Source organism: Brevundimonas sediminis, from assembly GCF_048799765.1.
Taxonomy (GTDB): domain Bacteria; phylum Pseudomonadota; class Alphaproteobacteria; order Caulobacterales; family Caulobacteraceae; genus Brevundimonas.
In genome coordinates, this window is record NZ_JBLYQK010000026.1 from 1 (window position 1) to 21757 (window position 21757).

Here is a 21757-nt window from a genome sequence, read left to right on the forward strand (position 1 = left end):
CGGGAGACCAGGCGCTGGGCGAGATCGCCCGGGCCGATGCCGAGCTGGCGCGGACGCCGGACCCCGTGGCCGCCCTGCGCGGGCGGGTGCGGGCCGCCCCGCCGCCGGGGGGCGTCATGTCCGCCGCCGCCGCCCTGTTCACCACCGTCGAGGGGGTGCCGGACGCCGAGCTCGACATGCTTGTGGTCGATCCGGAGAACGGGATGAAGGCCGCCGTCACCCATCCCGATTACAGCGATGTGCAGCGCATCGACAGCGCCATGCGCGCCGCCGGGCTGACGGTCACCGAGACCGGGACCGAGGACAACGCCGGCCGCGTGGTCAGCGACATCACGATCGGAGCCGCCCGATGAACGTCCTCCTGTCTCGCGTCCTCGGCTGGTGGCACGGCCGCACCGTCCGGGAGCGGCGGCTGCTGGCGGTGATGCTCGTCCTGATCGCAGGGGTTCTGGCGTGGCTGGCGGTCGTCCGCCCGGTGCAGGCCTGGCAGGTCGCGGCCGCGGACCGGCGACTGGAGGCGGAGGCGACGCTGGTGGAGGTGCGCTCGGGTCTCGCTCACGTCGCATCGCCGTCGACGCCGGCGCCGGCGAACGCCGAGGGGCTGGAGCCGCTGGTCCGTCGCACCGCCGGGACGGCGGGGCTGGCCGTCGTCACCACCATGGCGCCCGGCGGCGGGCTGGGCATCCAGATGTCCCAGGCGCCGGGACGGGAGACCTTCGTCTGGCTGGCCGCCCTCGAGGCCGACCACGGCGTCAGGATCTGCAGTCTGGGCGTTACCGAGAACGCCGACGCCACCCTGAACCTCGACGGTTCACTCGGCCGGAACGGTTGTTCCGCCGCCGGCTGACGCCTTCTTCGGATCGGGCGCCGGCGGCACGCCCTTGAGCCACAGGCGCAGGGCCTCCCAGTGGATGGCCGCGACCACCTTCAGGGTCTCGAGGGGCAGGGCCAGGGCGGCCTTCAGGATTTCGCGGTCCCTCAGCGGCCGGCGCTCGCCCTGCATCGCGGTGGCGATCACAAGTCCGTCCGCGTCATGGCCGTCGATAGTGAGCTGCATCAGGTCGTCGGGCGCCTTGCCCCTGAAGGCGTAGGTCATGTCCATGGTCAGGAAGGGCGAGACATGAAGGGTCTTCTCGCATCCGTGCCGGAACAGCGCGCCGCCGTCCGCCCGAAGCACATAGGCGCGACGCTCGCCGAAGGTGCTGGTGACCTCGTAGATGACCCCGGCCAGCCCGCCGTCCGCCCGGCCGGCGTAGTAGACGCTGATCGGGTTGAAGACGAAGCCGAGGACCCGGGGCAGGGTGAGCAGACGGATCGGACCGTCCGCATCCGCGATCCCGGCCGCTTCAAGCTTCGCCCTGGCCTGATCGCGAAGGGCGACCGCCGAGCCGTCGCCGTGGTCGCGGGGCTGGAACGACAACAGGTTGAACCGGCCGATCGAGAACAGCCGGGTCGGGCGGGCCGCCTCGTCCAGCCGGTCGAGATCCAGCAGGATCCAGAACAGCCGGTAGCGGAAGGCGTGCACGCGCGGGCGGGCCCGTCGATGCATCACCGCGCCGCGATACAGGCTGCCGGCGGCGGTCATGCGCTCAGCCGCTCCGGTTCGCGCACCGGCGTCAGATGGATTCGGCCGCTCTCGTCCACGACCTCCCACGGCCGCCGCACGCCGCCCAGCTGCTCTGCGACCGCCAGCCCGGACTGCAGGCCGTCCTCGTGGAAGCCCGAGCCGAAATGGGCGCCGCAATACCAGACCCCGCCCTGACCCTGCAGGCTCCACAACGCCTTCTGCGCGGCCACCGCGGCGTTGTCGAAGATCGGATGCTCGTACATCTCCGTGCGCAGGAGGGTCTCGGGCCGGGGCGGGCGCGGCGGATTCAGGGTGACGAACAGGTCCGTGCCGGGCAGGCCCTGCAGCTTGTTCATCCAGTAGCTGACGCACAGGCCATTGTCGGTGCCCATATAGTTCCAGCTCGCCCAGGCCCGGCGGCGGCGGGGCATCAGGCCGGGGTCCGAGTGGAGAATGGTCAGGTTGCGGCTGTAGCGGAAGGCCCCCAGCAGACGCTGCTCCTCGGCCGTCGGCTCGGCCAGCATCGCCAGGGCCTGATCGGCGTGGGCGCCGATGACGACGTGATCGAACTTCTGCTCCTCCCCCCGGGCGTCCCGGACGATCACCCCGTCGGCGACCCGGCGGACGGAGACGACCTCGCGGCTCAGCCGGACCGCATCGCCCAGCGCCTGCGCCAGCTTCTCGACATAGACCCGGCTGCCTCCGACGATGGTCCGCCACATCGGCCGGTTCAGGAACTGGAGCAGACCGTGGTTGCTGCAGAAGCGGACGAAGGCCTCGGCGGGATAGTCGTTCAGGGTCTGGGCCGGGGACGACCAGATGGCGGCGGCCATCGGCAGCAGGTGGTCGTCCTTGAAGGCCGCGCCGAAATTCCGCGATTTGAGGTAGTCGCCCAGGCTGAGATTGGGATCGGCCATGGCGGCGATGTCGCCCGGCGCCCGGCGATAGAACCGCACCAGTTCCGCCAGCATCTTCCAGAAGCGCGGCCGGAAGATGTTGCGGCGCTGGGCGAACAGGGCGGGAGCGGCGTATTCGAACCGGCCCTGTTCCAGCGACACGGCGAAGGACATGTCCGTCTCACGCGTCGGCACCTTCAGGTGATCCAGCAGGGCGCAGAGGTTGGGATAGGTGGCGCCGTTGAAGACGATGAAGCCCGTGTCGACGGCCACGTCGCCCTCCGGCAAACGCGCGTTCACGGTGTTTGAATGTCCGCCCAGGCGTCCCTCGCGCTCGTACAGCGTCACCTCATGGCGGGTGTTGAGCAGCCAGGCGCAGGACAGGGCCGAGACGCCGGAGCCGATGACGGCGATGCGAAGGCGGCGGTTCGGGGGGGCGAAGGCGGTAGCGGTCAAGGACATGGTCTCAGGCAGGACGGCCCGCGGGCCCGGTGTCCTTGTTACGTCATGGAACGCATTCCGGATGACGGGTGATCCATACGGGGGCACAACACGTATGATGATCCATGCACGGCTCAGTCCTGACCTCGAGCGTTCGACCCGTCCGCGCGGCCCGCGTGGCTGACGGCGGGGCGGATTTCGACCGCCTGATCGTGGCGGTGGCGCAGACGCGCGACCGCGAGGCCTTCGCGCGCCTGTTCGAGCATTTTGCGCCGCGGCTGAAGTCCTGGCTCATCCGGGGCGGCGCCGCGGACGCCGCGGCCGAGGAGTTCGCCCAGGACGCCATGCTGACGGTCTGGCGCAAGGCCGACCTGTTTGATCCCCGCGTCGCCCGGGCCTCGACCTGGATTTTCACCATCGCCCGCAACCGCCGGCTGGACGCCCTGCGCAAGGACGCCCGTGTTCCGGCGGTCGAACTGACGCCGCCGCCCCCCGATCCCGAGCGCCCGGACGAACTGCTGACCGAGCGACAGGACGCCCACCGGGTGCGCACGGCGATGGCCGCGCTGACCCCGGAGCAGGCCCAGGTCGTCCACCTGGCCTTCTTCCTCGACCAACCCCATTCCGCCATTTCGGAACGCCTCAGCCTGCCGCTGGGCACCGTCAAATCCAGAATCAGAAAGGCCATGCTGAAACTTCGCGTCATGCTTGAGCAGGAGGGCGGCCGATGAGTGCGCGTCCGTCCCCGTCCGAGGAACGCCTGCTGGCCTACGCCGCCGGCAAATTGAGCCCGCCCGAGGCGGTCGTCGTCTCCGCCTGTCTGGCCCTGCGGCCCGAGGCCGACGCCTGGGTGCGTCGCCTGCAGGGAGTCGGCGGTGTCCTCCTTGAGGAGGTCGAGCCCAGCCCGTTGCAGCCCGACGCGCTCGCCCGCGCCCTGGCCCGTGTGGGCGCCGACACCGGCGAGGTGGTCGCCGAGCCGCCGCTGAACGATATGCCTGAATTGCCGGAACCCCTGCGTCGCTATCCTCTGGGGCGCTGGCGCACCCTGGGGCCGGGCGTCGAGGTCCGCGACGTCCTTGCGCCGCGGGACGGCGACACGCGGGTGATCCTGCTGCGCATCGCGCCGGGACAGGCGACGCCGAAGCACACCCACGGCGGCGTCGAACTGACCTGCGTTATTTCAGGCGCCTATGCCACGGAGAATCAGGCCTATTTTCCCGGTGACTTCGAGGAGGCGGATGAGGAGACCCTTCATCAGCCGCGTGTGATCTCGGACGAGCCCTGTCTGTGTGTGGCCGCGCTTGACGGCCAGATCGTCCTTGATGGCTGGTTCGGTCGCCTGATCCAGCCCTTTGTCCGGTTGTAGATGCCTGAACTCCTTCTTTGGGGCGCGTCCCTGCTCCTGCTGATCGTGGTGATGTCGCTGGCCTGGTTCGTCCAGTGGCGGACCGGGCAGGGGGCCTGGGTCGACACGCTCTGGACCTTCGGCGTCGGCGCGGCCGGTCTGCTGGTGGCGCTGTGGCCGCTGGGAGACGGAGAACTCCAGTTCCGGCAGGGCGCTGTGGCAGGGCTGATCGCCCTGTGGAGTCTGCGCCTGGGCGGCCATCTGCTGGAACGGGCCATCAAGGGGGCGCCAGACGAGCGCTACGAGGGGCTGAAGCGCGCGTGGGGCGACCGGGCCCAGCCCATGCTGTTCGGCTTCCTCATGCTGCAGGCGGGCGCGGGCGCGCTTCTGGTCGTCAGCCTGCTGGTCGCCGCGCGCAATCCGGCGCCGGGGCCGACCCTGACCGACATGGTCGGTGTGGTGATCATGCTGGCGGCCCTCTGGGGTGAGGCGACCGCCGATCGGCAGCTGGCGCAGTTCAAGGCGGACCCCGCCAACCGGGGCAAGGTCTGCGACGTGGGCCTCTGGTCCTGGTCCCGCCATCCGAACTATTTCTTCGAATGGCTGGGCTGGTGCGCGTGGCCGGTGATGGCCATCGAACTGGGCGGCCAGTGGCCCTGGGGCTGGCTGGCCCTGACCGCGCCGGTCTACATCTACTGGCTGCTGAACCACGTCTCCGGCGTGCCGCCGCTTGAGGCGCACATGAAGCAGACCCGGCCGGACGCCTTCGCCGCCTACGCCGCGCGCACCAGTCGCTTCTTCCCCCGGCCGCCGAAGCGGGCGGGCTAGCCCTCGCGGACGATCCGGACGATCGCGCCCTCCGCCGGGTCCGAGACGCCGTCGGCCAGGGCGCGCACCACGGTCGCGGCCGCCCCGAGGCCCGAATGCTCGACAATCCGGATCCACGGCGAGGCCGGGTCGATCACCCGTCGGAAGAAGGTCTTCTGGTCCGTCAGGAAACGCTCGTAGAAGGCGTGCAGCGTGCCGCGTTCGCGGTGCTGGTCCAGACAGGTCGCGGCGAAGAAGAAGATCGGTCGGGGGCCGACCAGCCCGGGGTCGTCGGCGGTGAAGCCGTCGCTCTGCGTCGATCCGACCAGGCAGTCATAGACCAGTTGGTCCCCGAAATGGGCATGCACCCGCCGGCGCAGCGCCGCATCGCCCGCGAGGTCGAGGTACAGGGTCGGGACGTCCGCAGCCGTCGTCTCCAGGGCGTCATAGTCCAGAACGGCGTCATAACAGCCGAGGCCCTCGACGAAGGCGCGGTTCCGGGCGCCGGTCAGGGCCACGACCTCCAGATCGTCCTGCTCCAGACACCAGGCGGCGCCGTAGGCGGTCTTGGAGGAGGCGCTGGACACCACGATCCGCTTCGCACCGAAGAAGGCCGCATCCCGCAGGAAGTCGACCGCGGTGTAGGAGGTGACGAACAGGGGACGGAAGATCGCCTCGCTGTTCTCCAGCGCCGGATCGTAGTGCCGGTCGGCGGCGCACAGGACATAGCGGTTGTAGATGTCCGGCACGGCCTTGCGCCAGGGTGAGGCGTCGGCGAAGCCGCCGCGGGACACCTTGTCGGCCTGGACCCGCAGCGTATCCGCCATCGGGAAATAGCCGAACACGCGGGCGCCCTCTGTGACGCCCCCGGCGCGGGAGGCCGTGACATCGGCAAAGCCCCAGACGGGCATCAGGCCGTAGTCGGGTTCTCCGGTCGGAAACACCTTCCAGTAGCCGATGGCGTCGCCGTAGGCGGCGTAGGTGATGTTGTTGGTGGTCAGGGAGAAGCGGTCCAGCGCCAGCAGGACCTCGCCCTCGGCCAGCGCCTCACCGGCGGGGATCGCGGCCCTGAGGGTGTCCCCGAGGTCCGCCTTGCGGGTCATCAGGCGGTGGTTGGCGTCACTCATGCGTCTCGTCCCTTCAGGTCCGGCCTGTCTGTTTTGCCCGAGACTAGCAGGAACGGATGTTGACGCAGGAGAAGGATCGGGGCGGCCGGTCCGGACCGGCCGCCCCGATTTTCAATCAGGCCGAGATGCGGCCGAACAGGTCCGCCAGGGCGTTGATGCGGCGCTGGTCGACCGGCTGGGCCTTTTCGGCGGCCGAGCGCAGGGCCGTGACCAGACGGCCGGCCGCGCGTTTGTCGACCCGTCCGCCGCGCCAGCCGGTGACAACCGCGCCGGCCTGGGTGGCGACGGCGGCTTCAAGGGCGGTCCCGCGGGCCAGCTGGTCCAGATAGGACTGGGCCACATCCGGCGTGTCCGACCAGCTGACGCGGGTCTGGAGTTGCGGGTTGATCTCCTCGCTCATGATGGCTTCGGCCGCGGCGATCTCGGCGGCGGAGAGCTGGTCGGTCGGCGTCAGGCGCAGCACGTCGAGGCCACGGGCGATCTCGCTCGAATAGATGCGGCCGTTCAGCCAGTAGGCCGACCACGAACCGCCGACATACAGGCGCTCGGCATTGATCGGGCCACGGTCGAAATAGGCGATCTCGACCGGCTTGGCCGGGTCGCTGAAGTCCATGATCGAGACCCCGCCCTGGTACCAGGACTGCACCATCAGATCGCGGCCGGGGACCGGGATGATGTTGCCGTTGTGGGCGACGCAGTTCTCGGTCGCGCCCTGGGCCGACGGCAGCTTGTGGAAGCTGCGGCCGGTGAGGGTGCGGTTTTCGATCGTCGCGACCATGTTGGCGCCCCAGGTCGCGGGGTCCTCGGCCCGGCAGCGCGCGCCGATCCCGCCGCCCCACTCGTCGGTGAAGACGACCGAGGTGCCGGCGTTGTTGAAGGTCGCGGAATGCCAGTAGGCCATGTCCGGATCGAAGATGTCCGAGACGCGGGCGGGATGCTCGGGATCCGAGATGTCCAGCAGGATGCCGTTGCCGCTGCAGGCGCCGCCGGCCAGGCCGATCTCCGGGAAGACGGTGATGTCGTGGCACTGGTTGGTCTGGGCGGTGTTCTGGCTGGCGATGCCCGCCCGGCCGCCGCGCCACAGGCCCGCGACGCGCCCGGTCGTGGCGTCGGCGAAGATCCGCGGTCGGTTGACGATGGCCGCGTCCTGCGGATGCGACAGGTCGACCTTGATCACATCGATGGAGAACAGGGCGGTCTCGGGGTTCGAGTCCGGCTGGCCGTCGGTGCAGATCGACAGTTCTTCGGTCTTGCGCACGTTCGAGGTGCCCTGGCCGTAGACATACAGGACGTTGTCGTCAGTCGGGTGCGGGACCAGGGTGTGGGTGTGCGAGCCGCGGCAGGTCTGGATGGCCGCGATCTGGCGCGGGGCGTTCAGGTCGCTGATGTCGAAGATGCGGACGCCGCGGAAGCGGGTCGCGCTGACCTCGTCCGTCGACGTCGCCGTGCCGCAGTCCAGCTGGCCGCGGCCCTCCTCGACCGACATGAACAGCAGGTTGCCGTGCACCGAGACGTCGCCCTGACCGCCGGGGCAGACCACGGACATGACCAGCTGCGGCGCGCCGCCGGTCGTCACGTCATAGGCGTTGAAGCCGTTGAAATTTCCGACGAACAGCTTGCCGTGCGACATCGCCATGTCGGTGTTGGCCATGCCCAGGACGCTGAAGTTGGGGTTGCCGCGCGCCCGCGCCATCAGCGCCTGGCCCTCGGCCTGGCTGGTCGGCGGCGAGAAGCCGATGTCCGGGTCGACGAAGCCGTCCGGCTTGCCCAGGGTGTGCTCCAGGGTCATGCCCAGGGTCGCGACGCCGGCGTCATTCAACCCGGCCGACAGGCTGCTGCGGGCGTCGGCGGTGATGGTCTGGACGTTGCCGCCGGCGGAGGCCTGCTGGGCGGAGGCGGCGCCGGCGCCCAGAAGCATTCCGAGAACAGCGACAGAGGACAGCAGGGTCTTGCGGATGGTCATGGCCGGTCTTTCAGGTGAAGGGGATCAGAGATCGGAAAGCAGGGACTGCATGCGCAGGATTTCGGTGGACTGGTCCGCCACCACGGAGTTGGTGAAGTCCGACAGCAGGGTGTCGCGTCCGGCGTCGGGATGCTCCAGCAGCTCGCCGACCATGTCGATCGCGCCCTGGTGGTGCTGGATCATTCCGGTCAGGAACAGGCGGTCGAACTCGTTTCCGCGGGCCGCCGCCAGTCGCGCCATCTGGGCGGGCGACAGCATGCCGGGCATCAGGGGGGTCTCGGACGGCGCCGCCGCGTGACCGGCGTGGGACGAATGGTCCATGCTGCCGTGGTCCATGCCGTGTCCGGAATGGTCCATCTGCATCCCGGTCGGCTGATCGCGCGCGATGAGCCAGCTGCGCATCAGCTCCATCTCGGCTTCCTGCGACAGGGCGATCCGGCGGCCCAGCAGCTTGACCCGGCTGTTCTCTCCCCGGGCTTCCAGCAGTCCGACCATCTCCACCGCCTGGGCGTGGTGAACGATCATGTGCTGCATGAACTGGACGTCTTCGGCGGTGTAGCTGGTCCGGGCCAGCGCCAGGGCCTGGTCCGCAGTGATGATCCGCGATGGCTGCCCGGGCGCTCCGGGCTGGAAAATCGGCGGCGCGTCCTGCGGCGCCAGAAGCGCGGCGGTCGCCATCAGTCCGGCCAGATACGACAAACGCTACTCCCCAGCCGCGACATCGAAGGCGCGCAGACTAGGGGCCGTTCTTCGGGCGATGCAAGCACGCGCGCATTAAAAGTCTGCAACGCCGGAAGGGCGTTCCGGGCTTTCATCCGCCCGGGCCTCTGGTGCTAGGCTGGCGACAGTTGAATCAGCGCCGGCGCCCGGCGTGTCATCGGGAGGGCTGACGTGGCCAAGGAGACGACCAAGCGCCGCGCGGGTATTCAGTCGGTCGGCATCGGCTTGCGGGTGCTGGACGCGCTCGCCTCCTACGAGGAGCCGCAGGCGCTCGGAACCATCGCCGCCGCCTCCGATCTGTCGCCGTCACAGGCGCACCGCTATCTCGCCAGTCTGTGCGCGGCCGGGATGGCGCGGCAGGACGCGGGCAGCGGCCGCTACGATCTCGGCCCGGCGGCCTTGCGCCTCGGACTCGGCGCCCTGAGCCGGATCGACGCCTTCCAGGAAGCGAACCGGCGCATCACGGACTTTGTCCACGAGACCGGTCGCACGGTGCAGATGGCCTCGCTCGGCCCCAGCGGACCGATCGTGGTGCGCTGGGTGATGGGGACCCCGCCGATCTCGACCTCGCTGATGGTCGGATCGCCGTTGCCCCTGCTGCGGTCGGCGACGGGGCACGTCTTCCTGGCCTACCGGCCGGACTCGCACACCCGGCACATGGTCGAGCGGGAGACCGCCGAGGCGCGGGGGCTGACGCCGGTCGACGTTGAAGGGCTGAGGAAGCGGGTGCGGGCCGACGGCTATTCCGGCATCAGCGGAACCCTCATCCCGGGCCTGCGCGCCACCGCCGTGCCGATCTTCGACCTGCAGGAGGAGGCGACGCTGACGGCGACGGTGCTGGCCACGGATGCATTCAGGACCGACCGCGACGATCAGGTGCGGGAGCGCCTGATCGCCGTCTGCGACGAGATCACGGCCGCGATCGGCGGCCGCCGGCCGGCAGTCTGAGGATCAGGCCGCGGCCTTGCGCAGGTCCAGGGCCGGATCTTCGGCCCGGTCGGCGGCCAGCGCCTTGCCGATCAGGCGTTTCGCCGTGCCGAAGTCCCGCGGCTGATCCAGACAGACGGCGCCGACAAGAATGTCGTCGCGGACGTAGAGCCTTACCCCGTCGCCGCGGGCGATGACGGTATCGCCCGCACCCGGGTCGCCCACGATCTGCAGCATGTGCCCGCACTGGGCGGTCCAGAACCATGGAGCGGGCTCCGGCTCGGCGGGAAGGCCCAGGATGGCCAGGGCGGCCGCGCGGGCCGAGGTCTGGGCGTGGGCCCAGGTCTCCATGCGGCGTGGCGTCGGGCCATCGCCCCAGGTCCGGACGGCCAGATCGCCGATGGCGAACACCCGCTCATCGCCGAGTGACCGATAGTTCGAATCAACCAGCACGCCGCCCGCGGTCGGCAGGCCCGAGGCTTCCGCCAGTTCCGCGCACGGAATGATGCCGATGCCGACCACCATCAGGTCCGCGTCCAGCGTCTCGCCGCCGTCGAGCCGGATTTTCAGACCATCGGCCCGGTGCTCGACGGTGCGGACGGAACGATCCAGACGGACATCGACCCCGATGCGGGCGTGGGCGGCGGCCAGCCAGCCGGCGGCTTCCTCGGGAATGTTCCGGCCCAGCAGCCGGTCTCCCGCCTCCAGGACCGTCGCCGTCAGGCCCAGTTCGACCAGGGTCGAGGCGGTCTCCAGACCGATCACCCCGCCGCCGACGATGACCGCGCGGGCCCCGGGCGTGGCCGCCTTCGCCAGGGCGCGTGCGTCGTCGGCGGTGCGCAGGTGATGGATGCGCGGATGGTCCGGCGTGTCCAGTCGACGCACCCGTCCGCCGGTCGCGAGAATGAGCCGGTCGTAGGAAACCGATGAGCCGTCAGAGAGGGTGACGGAACGGCTTTCACGGTCGATGGCGATTCCGCTGACGCCGAGCGTCAATTGCACATTGAGATCACGCCATCGTGCGTCATCCGCCAGCCAGACCGGCTCCGCGTCCGCCCCCGAGAGGAACTCCTTGGACAGGGTAGGGCGCTCGTACGGCGCATCTGGTTCTTCGCCGATCAGATTGATTTCGCCCGTGAATCCAAGTTCCCGAACTGCGATTGCGGCGGCTCCGCCGGCGTGTCCGGCGCCCAGAATGACGATGCGTTCGTCCATGTCGTTTCGATCCTTGTGTGCAATGCACAATATGCAACGCGTTTGACATAGAAAAAAAGCCACGACATTCCTGCGGTCAACGACGACCCGAGATCGTCGGTGGAATTGCAGTGCCGGGAGCCGTGATCTTGAACATTTCCGTTCGTCCGCCTGAGGGCAGGGTGTGGCCGGCCGACGCCGACGCCGCGGTGCCCTACTGGGTCTATACGGACCCCGAGACCTACGCCGAGGAACTCCAGAAGATCTGGTACGGGCCGCACTGGCTGTACGTGGGTCTGGAGTGCGAGCTGCCGAACGTCGGCGACTGGAAGACGACGACCCTGGGCGAAAAGCCGGTGGTCATGATCCGCTCGGCGGAGGGCGAAATCTCGGTCGTCGAGAACCGCTGCGCCCACAAGGGGGTCAAGTTCTGCCAGGCCCGGTTCGGCCATTCGCAGGAACTGATCTGCCCGTACCATCAGTGGTCCTACGCTTTGAACGGCGACCTGCAGGGCGTGCCCTTCCGGCGCGGGGTCAAGCGCCAGGGCGGCATGCCGGCCGACTTCGACCTGTCGCAGAACGGGCTCAACAAGCTGCGCGTCGAAGAGGTCAACGGCGTCGTCTGGGCGACCTTCTCGGACGAGACCCCGCCCTTCCGCGAGTACCTCGGCGAGAAGTTCTGGAAGCACTACACCCGCGTCTATGACGGCCGGAAGCTGGAGGTGCTCGGCTACAACCGCCAGCACATTCCGGCCAACTGGAAGCAGATGCAGGAGAACATCAAGGACCCGTACCACGCGGGCTTGCTGCACGTGTTCTTCGCCACCTTCGGCCTGTTCCGCGCCGACCAGAAGTCCGCCGTCGACATCGATGATGAGGGCCGTCACGGCATCCTGATCTCGCGAAAGGGCGAGCAGAAGGCGTCCGAGGACCTGGCCGACGTCCGCAACTTCCAGGGCGACCTGAAGCTGGAGGACCCCCGCGTCATGGACGTGGTGCAGGAGTTCCCCGGCGACGAGACCGTGGGGATGATCACCATCTTCCCCAGCGTGATCCTGCAGCAGCAGATCAACAGCCTGACGACCCGCCAGATCGTGCCCAGGGGCGTGGGCGGCTTCGACTTCCACTGGACCCACTGGTGCTACGCCGACGACACGCCGGAGATGCGCCTGCGCCGCACGCGTCAGGCCAATCTGTTCGGTCCCGCCGGCTTCGTCTCGGCCGACGACGGCGAGGTTCTGGAGATGACCCAGCAGGGCGCCCAGGGCTCGCCGGACGAGCATTTCATCCTGCAGATGGGCGGCCGCGAGATCGCGCCGACCGATCACCAGGTCACCGAAACCGCCGTCCGCGGCATGTATCGCTACTGGCGCAAGGTGATGGGCCTGTGAGCACCGCTGTCCTGAACCGTCCGGCCGCGATCACGCGCGATGCGATCCGCGACCTGTACGACGACTATTACGCCACCCTCGATGACGTCCGCCTGCACGACTGGCCCGACTTCTTCAGCGAAGCGTGCGTGTATCGCGTCATCCCGCGCGAGAACTACGAGGCGGGCTATTCCCTGTGCACCATGCAGGCCGAGAGCCGCGGCATGCTGAAGGACCGGGTCACCGGCCTGACGCGGACCCAGATGTACGCCCCGCGCTATTATCGCCGCTTCCCGACCTCGCCGCGCATCGTCGGCGAAGGGGAGGGCGGGGTCCAGGTCCGGCACAACCTGCTGGTCGTCCAGACCCTGATCGACAAGCCCTCGGACATCGTCCTGTCGGCCGTCTGCCATGACCGCGTGGTCGAGGACGGCGGGCGTCTGCGGTTCGCCGAACGGATCGTCGTCTTCGATTCCGAAATGATCCCCAACAGCCTCGTGTACCCCGCATGACCGCCACCCTGACCTGGCAGCCGACGCTGCCTCCCTCGGATCTTGAGCAGTACGGCGTGGCCCAGGCCGTGGTCGGCGGGCTGAAGATCGCGCTCTACGCGGTGGACGGCGAATATTACGCCACCGCCGACCTGTGCACCCATGGCGCCGCCAGTCTGGCCGACGGCTATCTGGACGGCGATCTGATCGAGTGCCCGCTGCATCAGGGCACCTTCAATGTGAAGACCGGCGCCGCCGTCGGCGCGCCCTGCAGCGTCGCCGTGAAAACCTTCCCGGTGAAGCTGGAGAACGGCCTGCTTCACGTCGGCGTGGAGAGCTGAAATGCACAAGGCCGAACCGCTGAAGAACGACCAGCAGGCGCAGCTCAACGCCCTGTATGAACAGATGGAGCCGGAAGGCCTCTATCCGCTGTGGGAGAAGCTGGCCGCCCTTGTGCTGCCGAAGCCGGACAGCCCGGCCAGGGTCCATAAATGGTCCTACGACAACGCCCGCGAATACCTGATGCGCGCCGGCGACCTGATCAGCGCCAAACAGGCGGAGCGCCGGGTGCTGATCCTCGAGAATCCGGGTCTGCCGGGGCATTCGGGCATCACGCCCAGTCTGTATGCCGGCCTGCAGCTGATCCTGCCGGGCGAGGTCGCCCCGGCGCACAAACATACCCAGTGCGCGCTCCGCTTCGTCATCGAGGGCGAGAACGCCTACACCTCGGTGGATGGCGAGAAGGCCGTCATGCGCCCGTTCGATCTGGTGCTGACCCCCGGCGGTCAGTGGCACGACCACGGCAACCCCACCGACAAGCCGATGATCTGGCTGGACGGCCTCGATATCCCGACCGTCCGTCATTTCGACGCCAGCTTCGCTGAGGGCTATCCCGAGGACCAGTTCCCGGAACAGGTTTCGCCCGGCGACAGCATCAACCGCTACGGTCGTAACATGCGTCCGCTGAAGGGGCATACGGCGGATCGTCGTCCGGCCCACCAGCCGCTGTTCCACTATCCTTATTCAGATTGGCGTCCGGCCCTGGACGGTCTGGCCGACAGCGGCGCCGAGATCGATCCGCATCTGGGCCATGCGCTGGAGTTCCTGAACCCGGTCAACGGCGGCTCGATCATGGCCACCATCTCGGCCCATGTCCGGCTGATGCCGGCCGGGTTCGAGACGCAGCCGCGACGGTCCACCGACGGCACCATCTTCGTCGTCGTCGAGGGCGCCGGTGAAGCGGTCATCGAGGGCGAGACCATCGCCCTGAACCCCCGCGAAATCCTGGTCGTCCCGTCGTGGAAGCAGGTCGTCTTCAGGGCGACCGAGCAACTGGTTCTGTTCGGCTACTCGGACAAGGCCTGTCAGGAAAAACTGAACCTCTACAGAGAAGAAAACGCATGAGCCTGCTGTTCGACACCCCGGCCCCCGTGCTGGCGGCGACCACGACCGGAGACGACTTCCCGGTGCGTCGCGTGATCTGCGTCGGGCGCAACTACGCCGCCCATGCGCGCGAAATGGGCCGCGATCCGGATCGTGAGCCGCCCTTCTTCTTCACTGCCTGGGCCGAGACCGTCGTCCCGTCGGGCACGACGATCGCCTATCCGTCCGGGACCGAAAACTTCCACTACGAGGCCGAACTGGTGGTCGCCATCGGCAAGGGCGGGCGGGACATCAGCGTTGAGAACGCGCGGGACCACGTCTGGGGCTATGCGACCGGTCTCGACATGACCCGCCGTGATCTGCAACTCGACGCCCGCGCCCAGGGCCGCCCCTGGGATACCGGCAAGAACGTCGAGCAGTCCTCGCCGCTGGGCCTGATCCACAAGGCGGGCGAGGGGGACTTCGATCCGGCGAAGGGCGCGATCAGGCTGACCGTCAACGGCGAGACCCGGCAGGACGCCGATCTGGCCGAGCTGATCTGGCCGGTCGACGACATCGTCGCCTTCGCCTCGAAGCTCTGGAAGCTCGAACCGGGCGATCTGATCTACACCGGCACGCCGGCGGGCGTGGGCGCCGTGATCGAGGGCGACGATATCGTCGTCACCATCGACGGGCTGACGCCGCTTGAAATCAAGGTCGGGCCGAGAGCGGCCTGATCCGGACCATCCACACCACCATCATCATCAACGGGGACCAAGCGGGCAGGAAAGATCCGCGCGTCCCCCGGGGGAGGAACAAACAATGGCTACCATTTCCGGAACCGGCGGCGGCAACGCCGTCATCGACCGGGCCAAATTCGGCCCGCTCCAGTTCGGCGTCACGGCGCTGTGCTTCATCATCGCAATGCTCGACGGGTTCGACACCCAGTCGATCGCCTTCGTCGCTCCGAAGATCGCCGAGGACTGGGGTCTGGCCCCGTCCGCCTTCGGTCCGATCTTCGCGATCGGCCTGCTCGGCCTGACTGTCGGCGCCTTCGTCCTCAGTCCCGCCGCTGACCGGTTCGGCCGCAAGACGGTGATCCTGATCTCGACCGCGATCTTCGGCCTGTTCGCCCTGCTGACGGCCTTCTCCACCTCGATGAACGAGCTTCTGATCTATCGCTTCATCACCGGGATCGGTCTCGGCGCCGCCATGCCGAACATCATCGCCCTGACCAGCGAGTACGGTCCGGCCCGCCTGCGCGCCACCCTGGTCACCGTCATGTTCTGCGGCTTCCCGCTGGGCTCCACGATCGGCGGCCTGATCTCGACCTGGCTGATCGCCGAGTTCGACTGGCATTCGGTGTTCGTGGTCGGGGGCGTCCTCCCGCTGCTGCTGCTTCCGGTCCTGTGGTTCATGCTGCCGGACTCGGTTCGCTTCCTCGTCGCCAAGGGCGCGCCGGAATCGCGGATCGCCCCCATCGTCGGCAAGATCGACGCCAACGCCTCGGTCAGCGAATTCATCGCCGGCCTGAAGGATGAGCAGTCGACCGCCGCCAGGGGCTTCTCGGTCTTTCAGCTGTTCCGCGAGGGCCGCGCGCCCACGACGCTGCTGCTGTGGGTCGCCTTCTTCATGAACCTGCTGGTCATGTACTTCCTGGTGAACTGGCTGCCGACCCTTCTGAAGGGCGCCGGCCTGCCGCTCGGCATGGCCATCCTGTCGACCGCCACCCTGAACCTCGGCGGCGTCGTCGGCGCCATCGCCCTGGGTCGGATGATCGACCGGATCAGCCCCTACATCGTTCTGGGGACCGCCTACGCCGCCTCGGCCGCCTTCATCGCCCTGCTGGCCTTCGGCGGGACCAACCTGACCGTGCTGCTCGTCGGCGCGGCCCTGTCCGGCTTCGGCGTCGTCGGCGCCCAGATCGGTTGCAACGCCCTGACCGCCTCGGTCTATCCGACGGCCATCCGCGCGACGGGCGTGGGCTGGGCGCTGGGCGTCGGCCGCATCGGCGCGATCGTCGGCCCGCTGGTCGGCGGCATGCTGCTGGCCCGCGACTGGAGCCCGCAATCGCTGATCCTGCTGGCCGTGGTCCCGGCCGTCATCGCCTCGGTCGCGGTCTTCACCCTCGGCGCCGTGCGCCGCAACGCTCCCGGAGCCTGACGTCATGATCCTGCACGGCTACTTCCGTTCCACTGCGTCGTGGCGCGTGCGGATCGCCCTCAACCTCAAGGGGCTCGTCGCGGAGCAGGTCTTCCACCACCTGCGCAAGGGCGAGCAACGGGCGCCGGACTATCTGGCGCTCAACCCCCAGGGGCTGGTTCCGGCCCTGATCACCGACGACGGCGCGGTCCTGACCCAGTCGCTGGCCATCTGCGAGTATCTGGACGAGCAGTATCCGGGGCCGGCGCTTCTGCCCGCTGATGCGCTCGACCGCGCTCGCGTCAGGGCGGTGGCCCAGGTGATCGCCTGTGACATCCACCCGGTCCAGAACCTGAAGGTCCTCCAGAACCTTCGCGATCTGGGACTGGCCGAGGCGGCCGTGCAGGGCTGGGCCGCCGAGGTGATCGAGACAGGGCTGGACGCTGTCGACCGGCTGCTGGCCGACACCGCCGGTCCCTTCGCCTTCGGCGAGACCCCGACCCTCGCCGATCTCTGCATCGTGCCCCAACTGGGCAACGCGCGACGGTTCAACGTCGCGCTCCGCTGGCCCCGCCTGCTCGAGATCGAGGCCGCCTGCCTCGCGCTCGACGCCTTCAGATCCGCTGCGCCGGGCGCCCAGCCCGACGCCGAATAACCCATCAACCAAATGCCTGAGCCCGGAGCCAACCGGGCCTGCTCCAGAGGGGAAACCTATGCTGTTCAACTCCGCGGCCGCCGCCGCCCTGATCCTTGCCGCCTCGCCCGAGGCGGCCGCCGACGAACCCATCGTGACGGCTCCGGCCGCTGTGCAGGCCGCTCCGGCCCCCGCCGCCCGGCCGACGCCGGTCTTCCGCCAGATCAACCATGATGACGACTGGAGCGCCTGGCGCGACCCGGCCAACCGGACCTCGACCTGGTCGAACCTGAAGGCGATCCCGGTGGGGTCGACCTGGCTCAGCCTCGGCGGCGAGGCCCGCTGGCGCGCCGAATATCGCGGTCACGAACGGTTCGGCCGGGGGCTTCAGGACGACGACGGCGATCTGCAACAGCGCCTGCGTGTCTGGGCGGACTGGCGTCTGACCCCGAACCTGCGCGCCTTCGTCGATATCCAGGACGCCCGCAGCCATGGCCTCGACAGCGGTGAACCGTTCACCGAGGAGAGCCGGGCGGACGTGCACCAGGCCTTCCTGGAGACCCGCCACGCGGTGGGCGACGGCGCTGTTCGCGTTCGCGTCGGGCGGCAGGAGTTCGCGGTCGGCGCCTCCCGGATCTTCGAACCCCGCGAAGGCGCCAACTCGCGCACCGCGTTCGATATGGCCCGGGTGATCTACGACAATCCGAACGGCTGGTCCGGCGGCGTGTTCGGCGGCTACGCCCTGCGTGAGAGCAAGGCCTCGTTCGACGACGCCACCAACTACGACTACCGCCTGTACGGCGCCACGGCCGCCCGCACCCTCGGTTCCGGAGCGACGGCCCCGCGGCTGGAGTTCCTCTACGCCAACACCGACCGGATCGGCGTCGCCTTCGACACCGGCCTGGCCGGTCGCGATGACCGGGACACCCTGTCCGCCCGTCTGAACGGTCGGCTGGCGCCCTGGGACTACGACGTCGAGGGCGTCCTCCAGACCGGCGACTTCCGCGGTCTGGACATCGAGGCCTGGTATGTCTCCGCCACGGTCGGCCGGACGTTCGACCATGCCTGGCGGCCGCGCGTGGCGGTCCGCTTCGACGCGGCGTCGGGTGATGACGACCGGTCGGACGGGACGCTGAATACCTACAACCAGCTCTATGTGCCGCCGATCTCGCTGCGCACCGATCTGGGCGTGTCCAACCTGGTCACCATCCAGCCGCAGGTCACCTTCCAGCCCCTGCCGAAAACGACCGTGGGCCTGCTGACCGCCGGCCTGTGGCGGCAGAGCAAGGAGGACGGCGTCTACCTGCTGTCGGGCCAGCTCCTGAGATCCGGGACCGAAGGCGACTCCGCCTACGTCGGCTGGCGCTACGCGGCCTTCACCACCTATGCGGTGAACCCCTTCATGACCATCAGCGGCGTGGTCAACTACACCCGGGCAGGCGACTTCCTGGAAGAGAGCGGCGCGAAGGATCAGTCCTACGCCGGTCTGATCGTCGGACTGAAGTTCTGACGGCGGGCGGGCCGGTGAGCACTCCTCCCCGTTTGCCGGCCCGTTTCGCGCCCCTTGTGACGGCCCTGCTGCTGTCCATCGTCATGACGATGGTGGTGTCGGCGGTCTCCACCCTCCGCGGGGTGGGGCCGGGCGGACGTTTTGTCGACGTCTGGCTGTCCGCCTGGGGACTGTCATGGCTGATCGCCTTTCCGACCGTGCTGCTGGTCCTGCCGCTGGTCCGGAGCCTCACCGCGCGTCTCTGTCGGGCGCGGGACTAGTCCAGGGCGGCGCGGTCGTTGCGCCAGTCGAACAGGGCCTCCAGCACCTTTACCGCCTCGCCGCGCGGCGACAGCAGGTCCGGATCGCGCCCCAGCACCAGTCGCGCATCATCGGCCGCCGCCAGCATCAGGCCGCGATGCCGGACGGGGTCGGCGAAGCGATAGGCCGGGAAGCCGCTCTGTTTCAGCCCCAGCGGATCGCCGCCGCCACGGAGCCTGAAATCCTCCTCGGCGATCTCGAACCCGTCCTCGGTGCGCCGCAGGGTCTCCAGCCGGGTCTTCGCCGTTTCCCCCAGACCGTCATCGCCGCCGCCGTAGAGCAGCAGGCAGGTCGAGGCGGCGCTGCCCCGTCCGACCCGGCCGCGCAGCTGATGCAACTGGGCCAGGCCGAAGCGGTCGGCATGCTCGATGACCATGATGGAGGCGTTGGGCACATCGACCCCCACCTCGACCACCGTGGTGGCGACCAGCAGGGGCGTGCGGCCGTCGGCGAAGTCGGCCATTACCGCCTCCCGCTCCGGCCCCGGCATCTGGCCGTGCGCCAGCCCCACCTCGACCTGCAGGATACGGCGCAGGTCCGCCGCCCGCGCTTCCGCCGCCGCCAGATCGCTGGCCTCGCTCTCGGCCACCAGCGGGCAGATCCAGTAGGCCTGGGCCCCGCCGTCCAGCGCCGCCTTCAACCGCTTTGCCACCTCGCCGATCCGGGCCAGGGGCAGGACGGCCGTCGTCACCGGGGTGCGCCCGGGCGGCTTTTCGGTCAGGCGGGAGACGTCCAGCTCGCCGTACTGGGTCAGCTCCAGCGTGCGCGGGATCGGGGTGGCCGACATGGTCAGCAGGTGAACGCCGCCGCTGCGCGGGTCGCCCTTGGCCTGCAGCCGGGCGCGCTCGTTGACGCCGAACCGGTGCTGTTCATCGATCACCGCGAGCGCCAGCTGGTGGAAACGGACCGCGTCCTGGAACAGGGCGTGGGTGCCAATGGCGACGCTCGCCTCGCCGGAGGCCAGGGCGGCCAGCTTCGGCCGTCGCTCGGCCGGTGTGTCGCGCCCGGTCAGCAGGACGGTGGGCACGCCCGCCGCCTCCAGCATCGGCGCCAGCCGTTGCCAGTGCTGGCGGGCGAGGATTTCGGTCGGGGCCATCAACGCCGCCTGGAAGCCCGAGGCCGCCGCGTCGGCCAGGGCCAGCGCCGCCACCGCCGTCTTGCCCGAGCCCACGTCGCCCTGCAGCAGCCGGCCCATCTGTTCGCCGGAGGCGAGGTCGTGGCGGATCTCCTCGACGGCCCTGGCCTGCACACCGGTCAGGGTGAAGGGCAGGGTGGTCAGCAGTCGCGCCGACGCCTCGCCGGGGCGGATCACCGGGGCGGGCGTGATCTGCCGCGCCCGCCGCCGCCGGGCCAGCGCCAGCTGGTGGGCGAACAACTCGTCATAGGCCAGCCGCTCGCGCGCCGGGGCGTCCGGCTCCAGATCGCGCTCGCCGGTCGGGGCGTGCAGGGCGGCGATGGCCTCGCGCCAGCCGGTCCACTTCTGCTTCGACAGCCAGGCGGGGTCCTGCCATTCCGGCAGATCCGGGGCCAGGGCCACCGCCTGCTGCGCCAGCTTGCGGATGTTGCGCGACGCCAGCCCCTGCGTCGCCGGATAGACCGGTTCGGTCATGGCGATGTCGTCGGCCTCGGCCGGCCTGAACACGTCCGGGTGGACGATCTGGACCTCGTTGTTGAACCGCTCGACCTTGCCGGAGACCAGCCGGGTCTCGCCGCGCGGCAGCAGGCGATCGATGTGCTGGCCCGAACCGCCGAACCAGATCAGGTGGACGAAGCCGGTCTGGTCGATCGCCCGCACCTTGATCGGCACGCCGGGCTTTCCGGGCAGGATCAGCCGGTCGATCGTCACCTCGAACAGGCCGACCTGTCCCTCGACCGCCGTCGTCGCCGTCATCGGACGACGGACCACCACGCCGGAGGGCGGCAGGAACAGGACATCCCGCACCAGCGGGCCCGCGACCTTCTGCACGAGCGGCAACACCTTGGGCCCCACGCCCTTCAGGGTGGAGACCTCGGCGAACAGCGGGAAGAGAATCTGGGGCCGCATCTGGGCCGAGGTTATAGCGGGCTTGACCGCCCGTCGTCCCTAACCCTCACGCTTGCCAAGTTTGGCGTGGTCGACCGGGCAGACCCGGCGCGAGCCGGTCTGGCGGAACTCGGACAGGCGTAGCTTGGTCTCGTGGTCATCCGGCCCGGCGTGCCCCTGCGGGTGCAGGCCGCGATAGTAGAGCTTCTGCCACTGATCGGCCGGCGCCGAGGGCTTGGTCCGGCGCGCCCACTCCTGGAACTCGGCCCGCGAGGCGCTCCAGGCGTCATAGGTCCGGAGCAGTTCCGGCTCGTCCTCCATCGGACGCAGCTCCGGCTTCAGCCCCGCCACCGCGCCCCGTGGTGTGGGGAAGAAGAAGCAGAACGGCTCGTTCTCCTCGAACCGCACCCACACATCGGGGCGGGTGAAGCGCCAGTTCATGGTGAAGGTGTAGGGCGACCAGTCGGTCTCGATGATCCCGCTGAGCGGCGCGATGCCGTCCTTGAAGGCGTTGGGCGGGCCGCCGACCCACAGGTTCCAGCCCTCCGAGGTGCGCATGATCCCGTCGACGTGGAAGGTCAGGATGCCGTTGCCGAACTCGGACACCGGCGCCTTCTTCGGGTCCGTGCCCGGATCCAGTTTGATCTCGATCGCGCCGGTGTTCTGGCCGCCGGACCAACGGGCGGAGAAGCCGCAGGGACTCAGCACATCCCATCCGTGGGCGTTGGCGATGGCCAGCGGCAGGCAGCGGTAGGCGAAGCTCTCGGGCGTGTCGGTCATCCACTGCCGTCGCGCCGAGGCGGGCGCCAGCCGGGGCGTCCAGCCTTCGCGCACATAACACAGGAGCTCCGTCTCGGCGGTGCGCGCCGCGGCGCCGCGCGGCCGCGCCGGCGCCGATCCCTTCAGTCTTTTCGCCATCTTCGATCCCCGAATGCCGA

Annotated in this window: 23 protein-coding genes; 15 read left to right on the forward strand and 8 right to left on the reverse strand. The window is 69.2% G+C overall.

The features are described 5' to 3' along the window. Positions 1-353: hypothetical protein (locus ACLQ7T_RS12820; protein ID WP_420479771.1), on the forward strand; the 353-nt coding region annotated here is incomplete at its 5' end. Next, positions 350-847, forward strand: coding sequence for a type II secretion system protein M (locus tag ACLQ7T_RS12825; RefSeq protein ID WP_420479772.1), 498 nt, complete (start codon positions 350-352; stop codon positions 845-847). The genes ACLQ7T_RS12820 and ACLQ7T_RS12825, both read left to right, overlap by 4 nt. Here ACLQ7T_RS12825 and ACLQ7T_RS12830 read toward each other — a convergent pair. Next, positions 812-1585, reverse strand: coding sequence for a DUF1365 domain-containing protein (locus tag ACLQ7T_RS12830; RefSeq protein WP_420479773.1), 774 nt, complete (start codon positions 1583-1585; stop codon positions 812-814). The genes ACLQ7T_RS12825 and ACLQ7T_RS12830 overlap by 36 nt on opposite strands. Continuing rightward, positions 1582-2925 carry an NAD(P)/FAD-dependent oxidoreductase gene (locus ACLQ7T_RS12835; RefSeq protein ID WP_420479774.1) on the reverse strand — a complete coding sequence of 448 codons (1344 nt, stop codon included), beginning with the start codon at positions 2923-2925 and terminating at the stop codon, positions 1582-1584. Before ACLQ7T_RS12835 ends, ACLQ7T_RS12830 begins: the two co-directional genes overlap by 4 nt. Before the next feature lie 104 nt (positions 2926-3029). Here ACLQ7T_RS12835 and ACLQ7T_RS12840 point away from each other — a divergent pair, with 104 nt between their 5' ends. The 3 genes from ACLQ7T_RS12840 to ACLQ7T_RS12850 are packed head-to-tail and all read left to right on the forward strand — an operon-like array spanning position 3030 to position 5077. Then, positions 3030-3635: a sigma-70 family RNA polymerase sigma factor gene (locus ACLQ7T_RS12840; protein ID WP_420479775.1), complete on the forward strand. Its 606-nt coding sequence runs from the start codon at positions 3030-3032 to the stop codon at positions 3633-3635. Next, complete coding sequence (gene chrR / locus ACLQ7T_RS12845) at positions 3632-4270, forward strand: cadmium/peroxide/UV radiation responsive anti-sigma factor ChrR (protein ID WP_420479776.1); 639 nt, start codon at positions 3632-3634, stop codon at positions 4268-4270. The genes ACLQ7T_RS12840 and chrR overlap by 4 nt, the downstream gene beginning before the upstream one ends. Further along, on the forward strand, positions 4271-5077 hold the full coding sequence (locus tag ACLQ7T_RS12850; RefSeq protein ID WP_420479777.1) for a DUF1295 domain-containing protein: 807 nt from the start codon (positions 4271-4273) through the stop codon (positions 5075-5077). It begins immediately after the preceding gene. Here the strand turns inward: ACLQ7T_RS12850 and ACLQ7T_RS12855 are convergent. The 3 genes from ACLQ7T_RS12855 to ACLQ7T_RS12865 form a co-directional block, all read right to left on the reverse strand. Continuing rightward, the gene (locus ACLQ7T_RS12855) at positions 5074-6183 is read right to left on the reverse strand and encodes a DUF2855 family protein (RefSeq protein WP_420479778.1); all 1110 of its coding nucleotides are present in this window, start codon (positions 6181-6183) and stop codon (positions 5074-5076) included. The two genes, ACLQ7T_RS12850 and ACLQ7T_RS12855, sit on opposite strands and share 4 nt — an antisense overlap. Before the next feature lie 115 nt (positions 6184-6298). After that, the gene (locus ACLQ7T_RS12860; protein ID WP_420479779.1) at positions 6299-8146 is read right to left on the reverse strand and encodes an LVIVD repeat-containing protein; all 1848 of its coding nucleotides are present in this window, start codon (positions 8144-8146) and stop codon (positions 6299-6301) included. A 24-nt stretch (positions 8147-8170) separates the two neighbouring features. Further along, positions 8171-8845, reverse strand: coding sequence for a DUF305 domain-containing protein (locus ACLQ7T_RS12865; RefSeq protein WP_420479780.1), 675 nt, complete (start codon positions 8843-8845; stop codon positions 8171-8173). A 192-nt stretch (positions 8846-9037) separates the two neighbouring features. On the opposite strand from ACLQ7T_RS12865, the gene ACLQ7T_RS12870 reads away from it, so the two are divergent. Beyond that, positions 9038-9814 carry an IclR family transcriptional regulator gene (locus ACLQ7T_RS12870; protein ID WP_420479781.1) on the forward strand — a complete coding sequence of 259 codons (777 nt, stop codon included), beginning with the start codon at positions 9038-9040 and terminating at the stop codon, positions 9812-9814. A 3-nt stretch (positions 9815-9817) separates the two neighbouring features. On the opposite strand, the gene ACLQ7T_RS12875 is transcribed toward ACLQ7T_RS12870, so the two are convergent. Then, positions 9818-11008, reverse strand: a complete 1191-nt coding sequence (locus tag ACLQ7T_RS12875) for an NAD(P)/FAD-dependent oxidoreductase (RefSeq protein ID WP_420479782.1) — start codon at positions 11006-11008, stop codon at positions 9818-9820. A gap of 128 nt (positions 11009-11136) precedes the next feature. Here ACLQ7T_RS12875 and ACLQ7T_RS12880 point away from each other — a divergent pair, with 128 nt between their 5' ends. From ACLQ7T_RS12880 to ACLQ7T_RS12920, 9 genes are all read left to right on the forward strand, one after another. Next, positions 11137-12378: an aromatic ring-hydroxylating dioxygenase subunit alpha gene (locus ACLQ7T_RS12880; RefSeq protein WP_420479783.1), complete on the forward strand. Its 1242-nt coding sequence runs from the start codon at positions 11137-11139 to the stop codon at positions 12376-12378. After that, complete coding sequence (locus ACLQ7T_RS12885) at positions 12375-12869, forward strand: aromatic-ring-hydroxylating dioxygenase subunit beta (RefSeq protein WP_420479784.1); 495 nt, start codon at positions 12375-12377, stop codon at positions 12867-12869. Before ACLQ7T_RS12880 ends, ACLQ7T_RS12885 begins: the two co-directional genes overlap by 4 nt. Beyond that, a complete protein-coding gene (locus ACLQ7T_RS12890; RefSeq protein ID WP_420469578.1) occupies positions 12866-13189 on the forward strand; it encodes a non-heme iron oxygenase ferredoxin subunit in 324 nt (107 codons plus the stop codon). The genes ACLQ7T_RS12885 and ACLQ7T_RS12890 overlap by 4 nt, the downstream gene beginning before the upstream one ends. A gap of 1 nt (position 13190) precedes the next feature. Further along, positions 13191-14252, forward strand: coding sequence for a gentisate 1,2-dioxygenase (gtdA, locus tag ACLQ7T_RS12895; protein WP_420479785.1), 1062 nt, complete (start codon positions 13191-13193; stop codon positions 14250-14252). After that, positions 14249-14947 (forward strand): fumarylacetoacetate hydrolase family protein, encoded by a 699-nt coding sequence (locus ACLQ7T_RS12900; protein ID WP_420479786.1) that lies wholly within the window; start codon positions 14249-14251, stop codon positions 14945-14947. The genes gtdA and ACLQ7T_RS12900 overlap by 4 nt, the downstream gene beginning before the upstream one ends. An 85-nt stretch (positions 14948-15032) precedes the next feature. Continuing rightward, positions 15033-16373 carry an MFS transporter gene (locus ACLQ7T_RS12905; protein WP_420479787.1) on the forward strand — a complete coding sequence of 447 codons (1341 nt, stop codon included), beginning with the start codon at positions 15033-15035 and terminating at the stop codon, positions 16371-16373. A 4-nt stretch (positions 16374-16377) separates the two neighbouring features. After that, positions 16378-17007 carry a maleylacetoacetate isomerase gene (gene maiA / locus ACLQ7T_RS12910; RefSeq protein ID WP_420479788.1) on the forward strand — a complete coding sequence of 210 codons (630 nt, stop codon included), beginning with the start codon at positions 16378-16380 and terminating at the stop codon, positions 17005-17007. Positions 17008-17065: 58 nt separating this feature from the next. Beyond that, the gene (locus ACLQ7T_RS12915) at positions 17066-18496 is read left to right on the forward strand and encodes an alginate export family protein (RefSeq protein WP_420479789.1); all 1431 of its coding nucleotides are present in this window, start codon (positions 17066-17068) and stop codon (positions 18494-18496) included. A gap of 14 nt (positions 18497-18510) precedes the next feature. Continuing rightward, positions 18511-18756 (forward strand): DUF2798 domain-containing protein, encoded by a 246-nt coding sequence (locus ACLQ7T_RS12920; RefSeq protein WP_420479790.1) that lies wholly within the window; start codon positions 18511-18513, stop codon positions 18754-18756. Here the strand turns inward: ACLQ7T_RS12920 and recG are convergent. Both recG and ACLQ7T_RS12930 read right to left on the reverse strand, forming a co-directional pair. Then, positions 18753-20840, reverse strand: coding sequence for an ATP-dependent DNA helicase RecG (gene recG / locus ACLQ7T_RS12925; RefSeq protein WP_420479791.1), 2088 nt, complete (start codon positions 20838-20840; stop codon positions 18753-18755). The two genes, ACLQ7T_RS12920 and recG, sit on opposite strands and share 4 nt — an antisense overlap. 39 nt (positions 20841-20879) lie before the next feature. Continuing rightward, complete coding sequence (locus ACLQ7T_RS12930) at positions 20880-21737, reverse strand: DUF6065 family protein (protein WP_420479792.1); 858 nt, start codon at positions 21735-21737, stop codon at positions 20880-20882. Between the last annotated feature and the right edge of the window lie 20 nt (positions 21738-21757).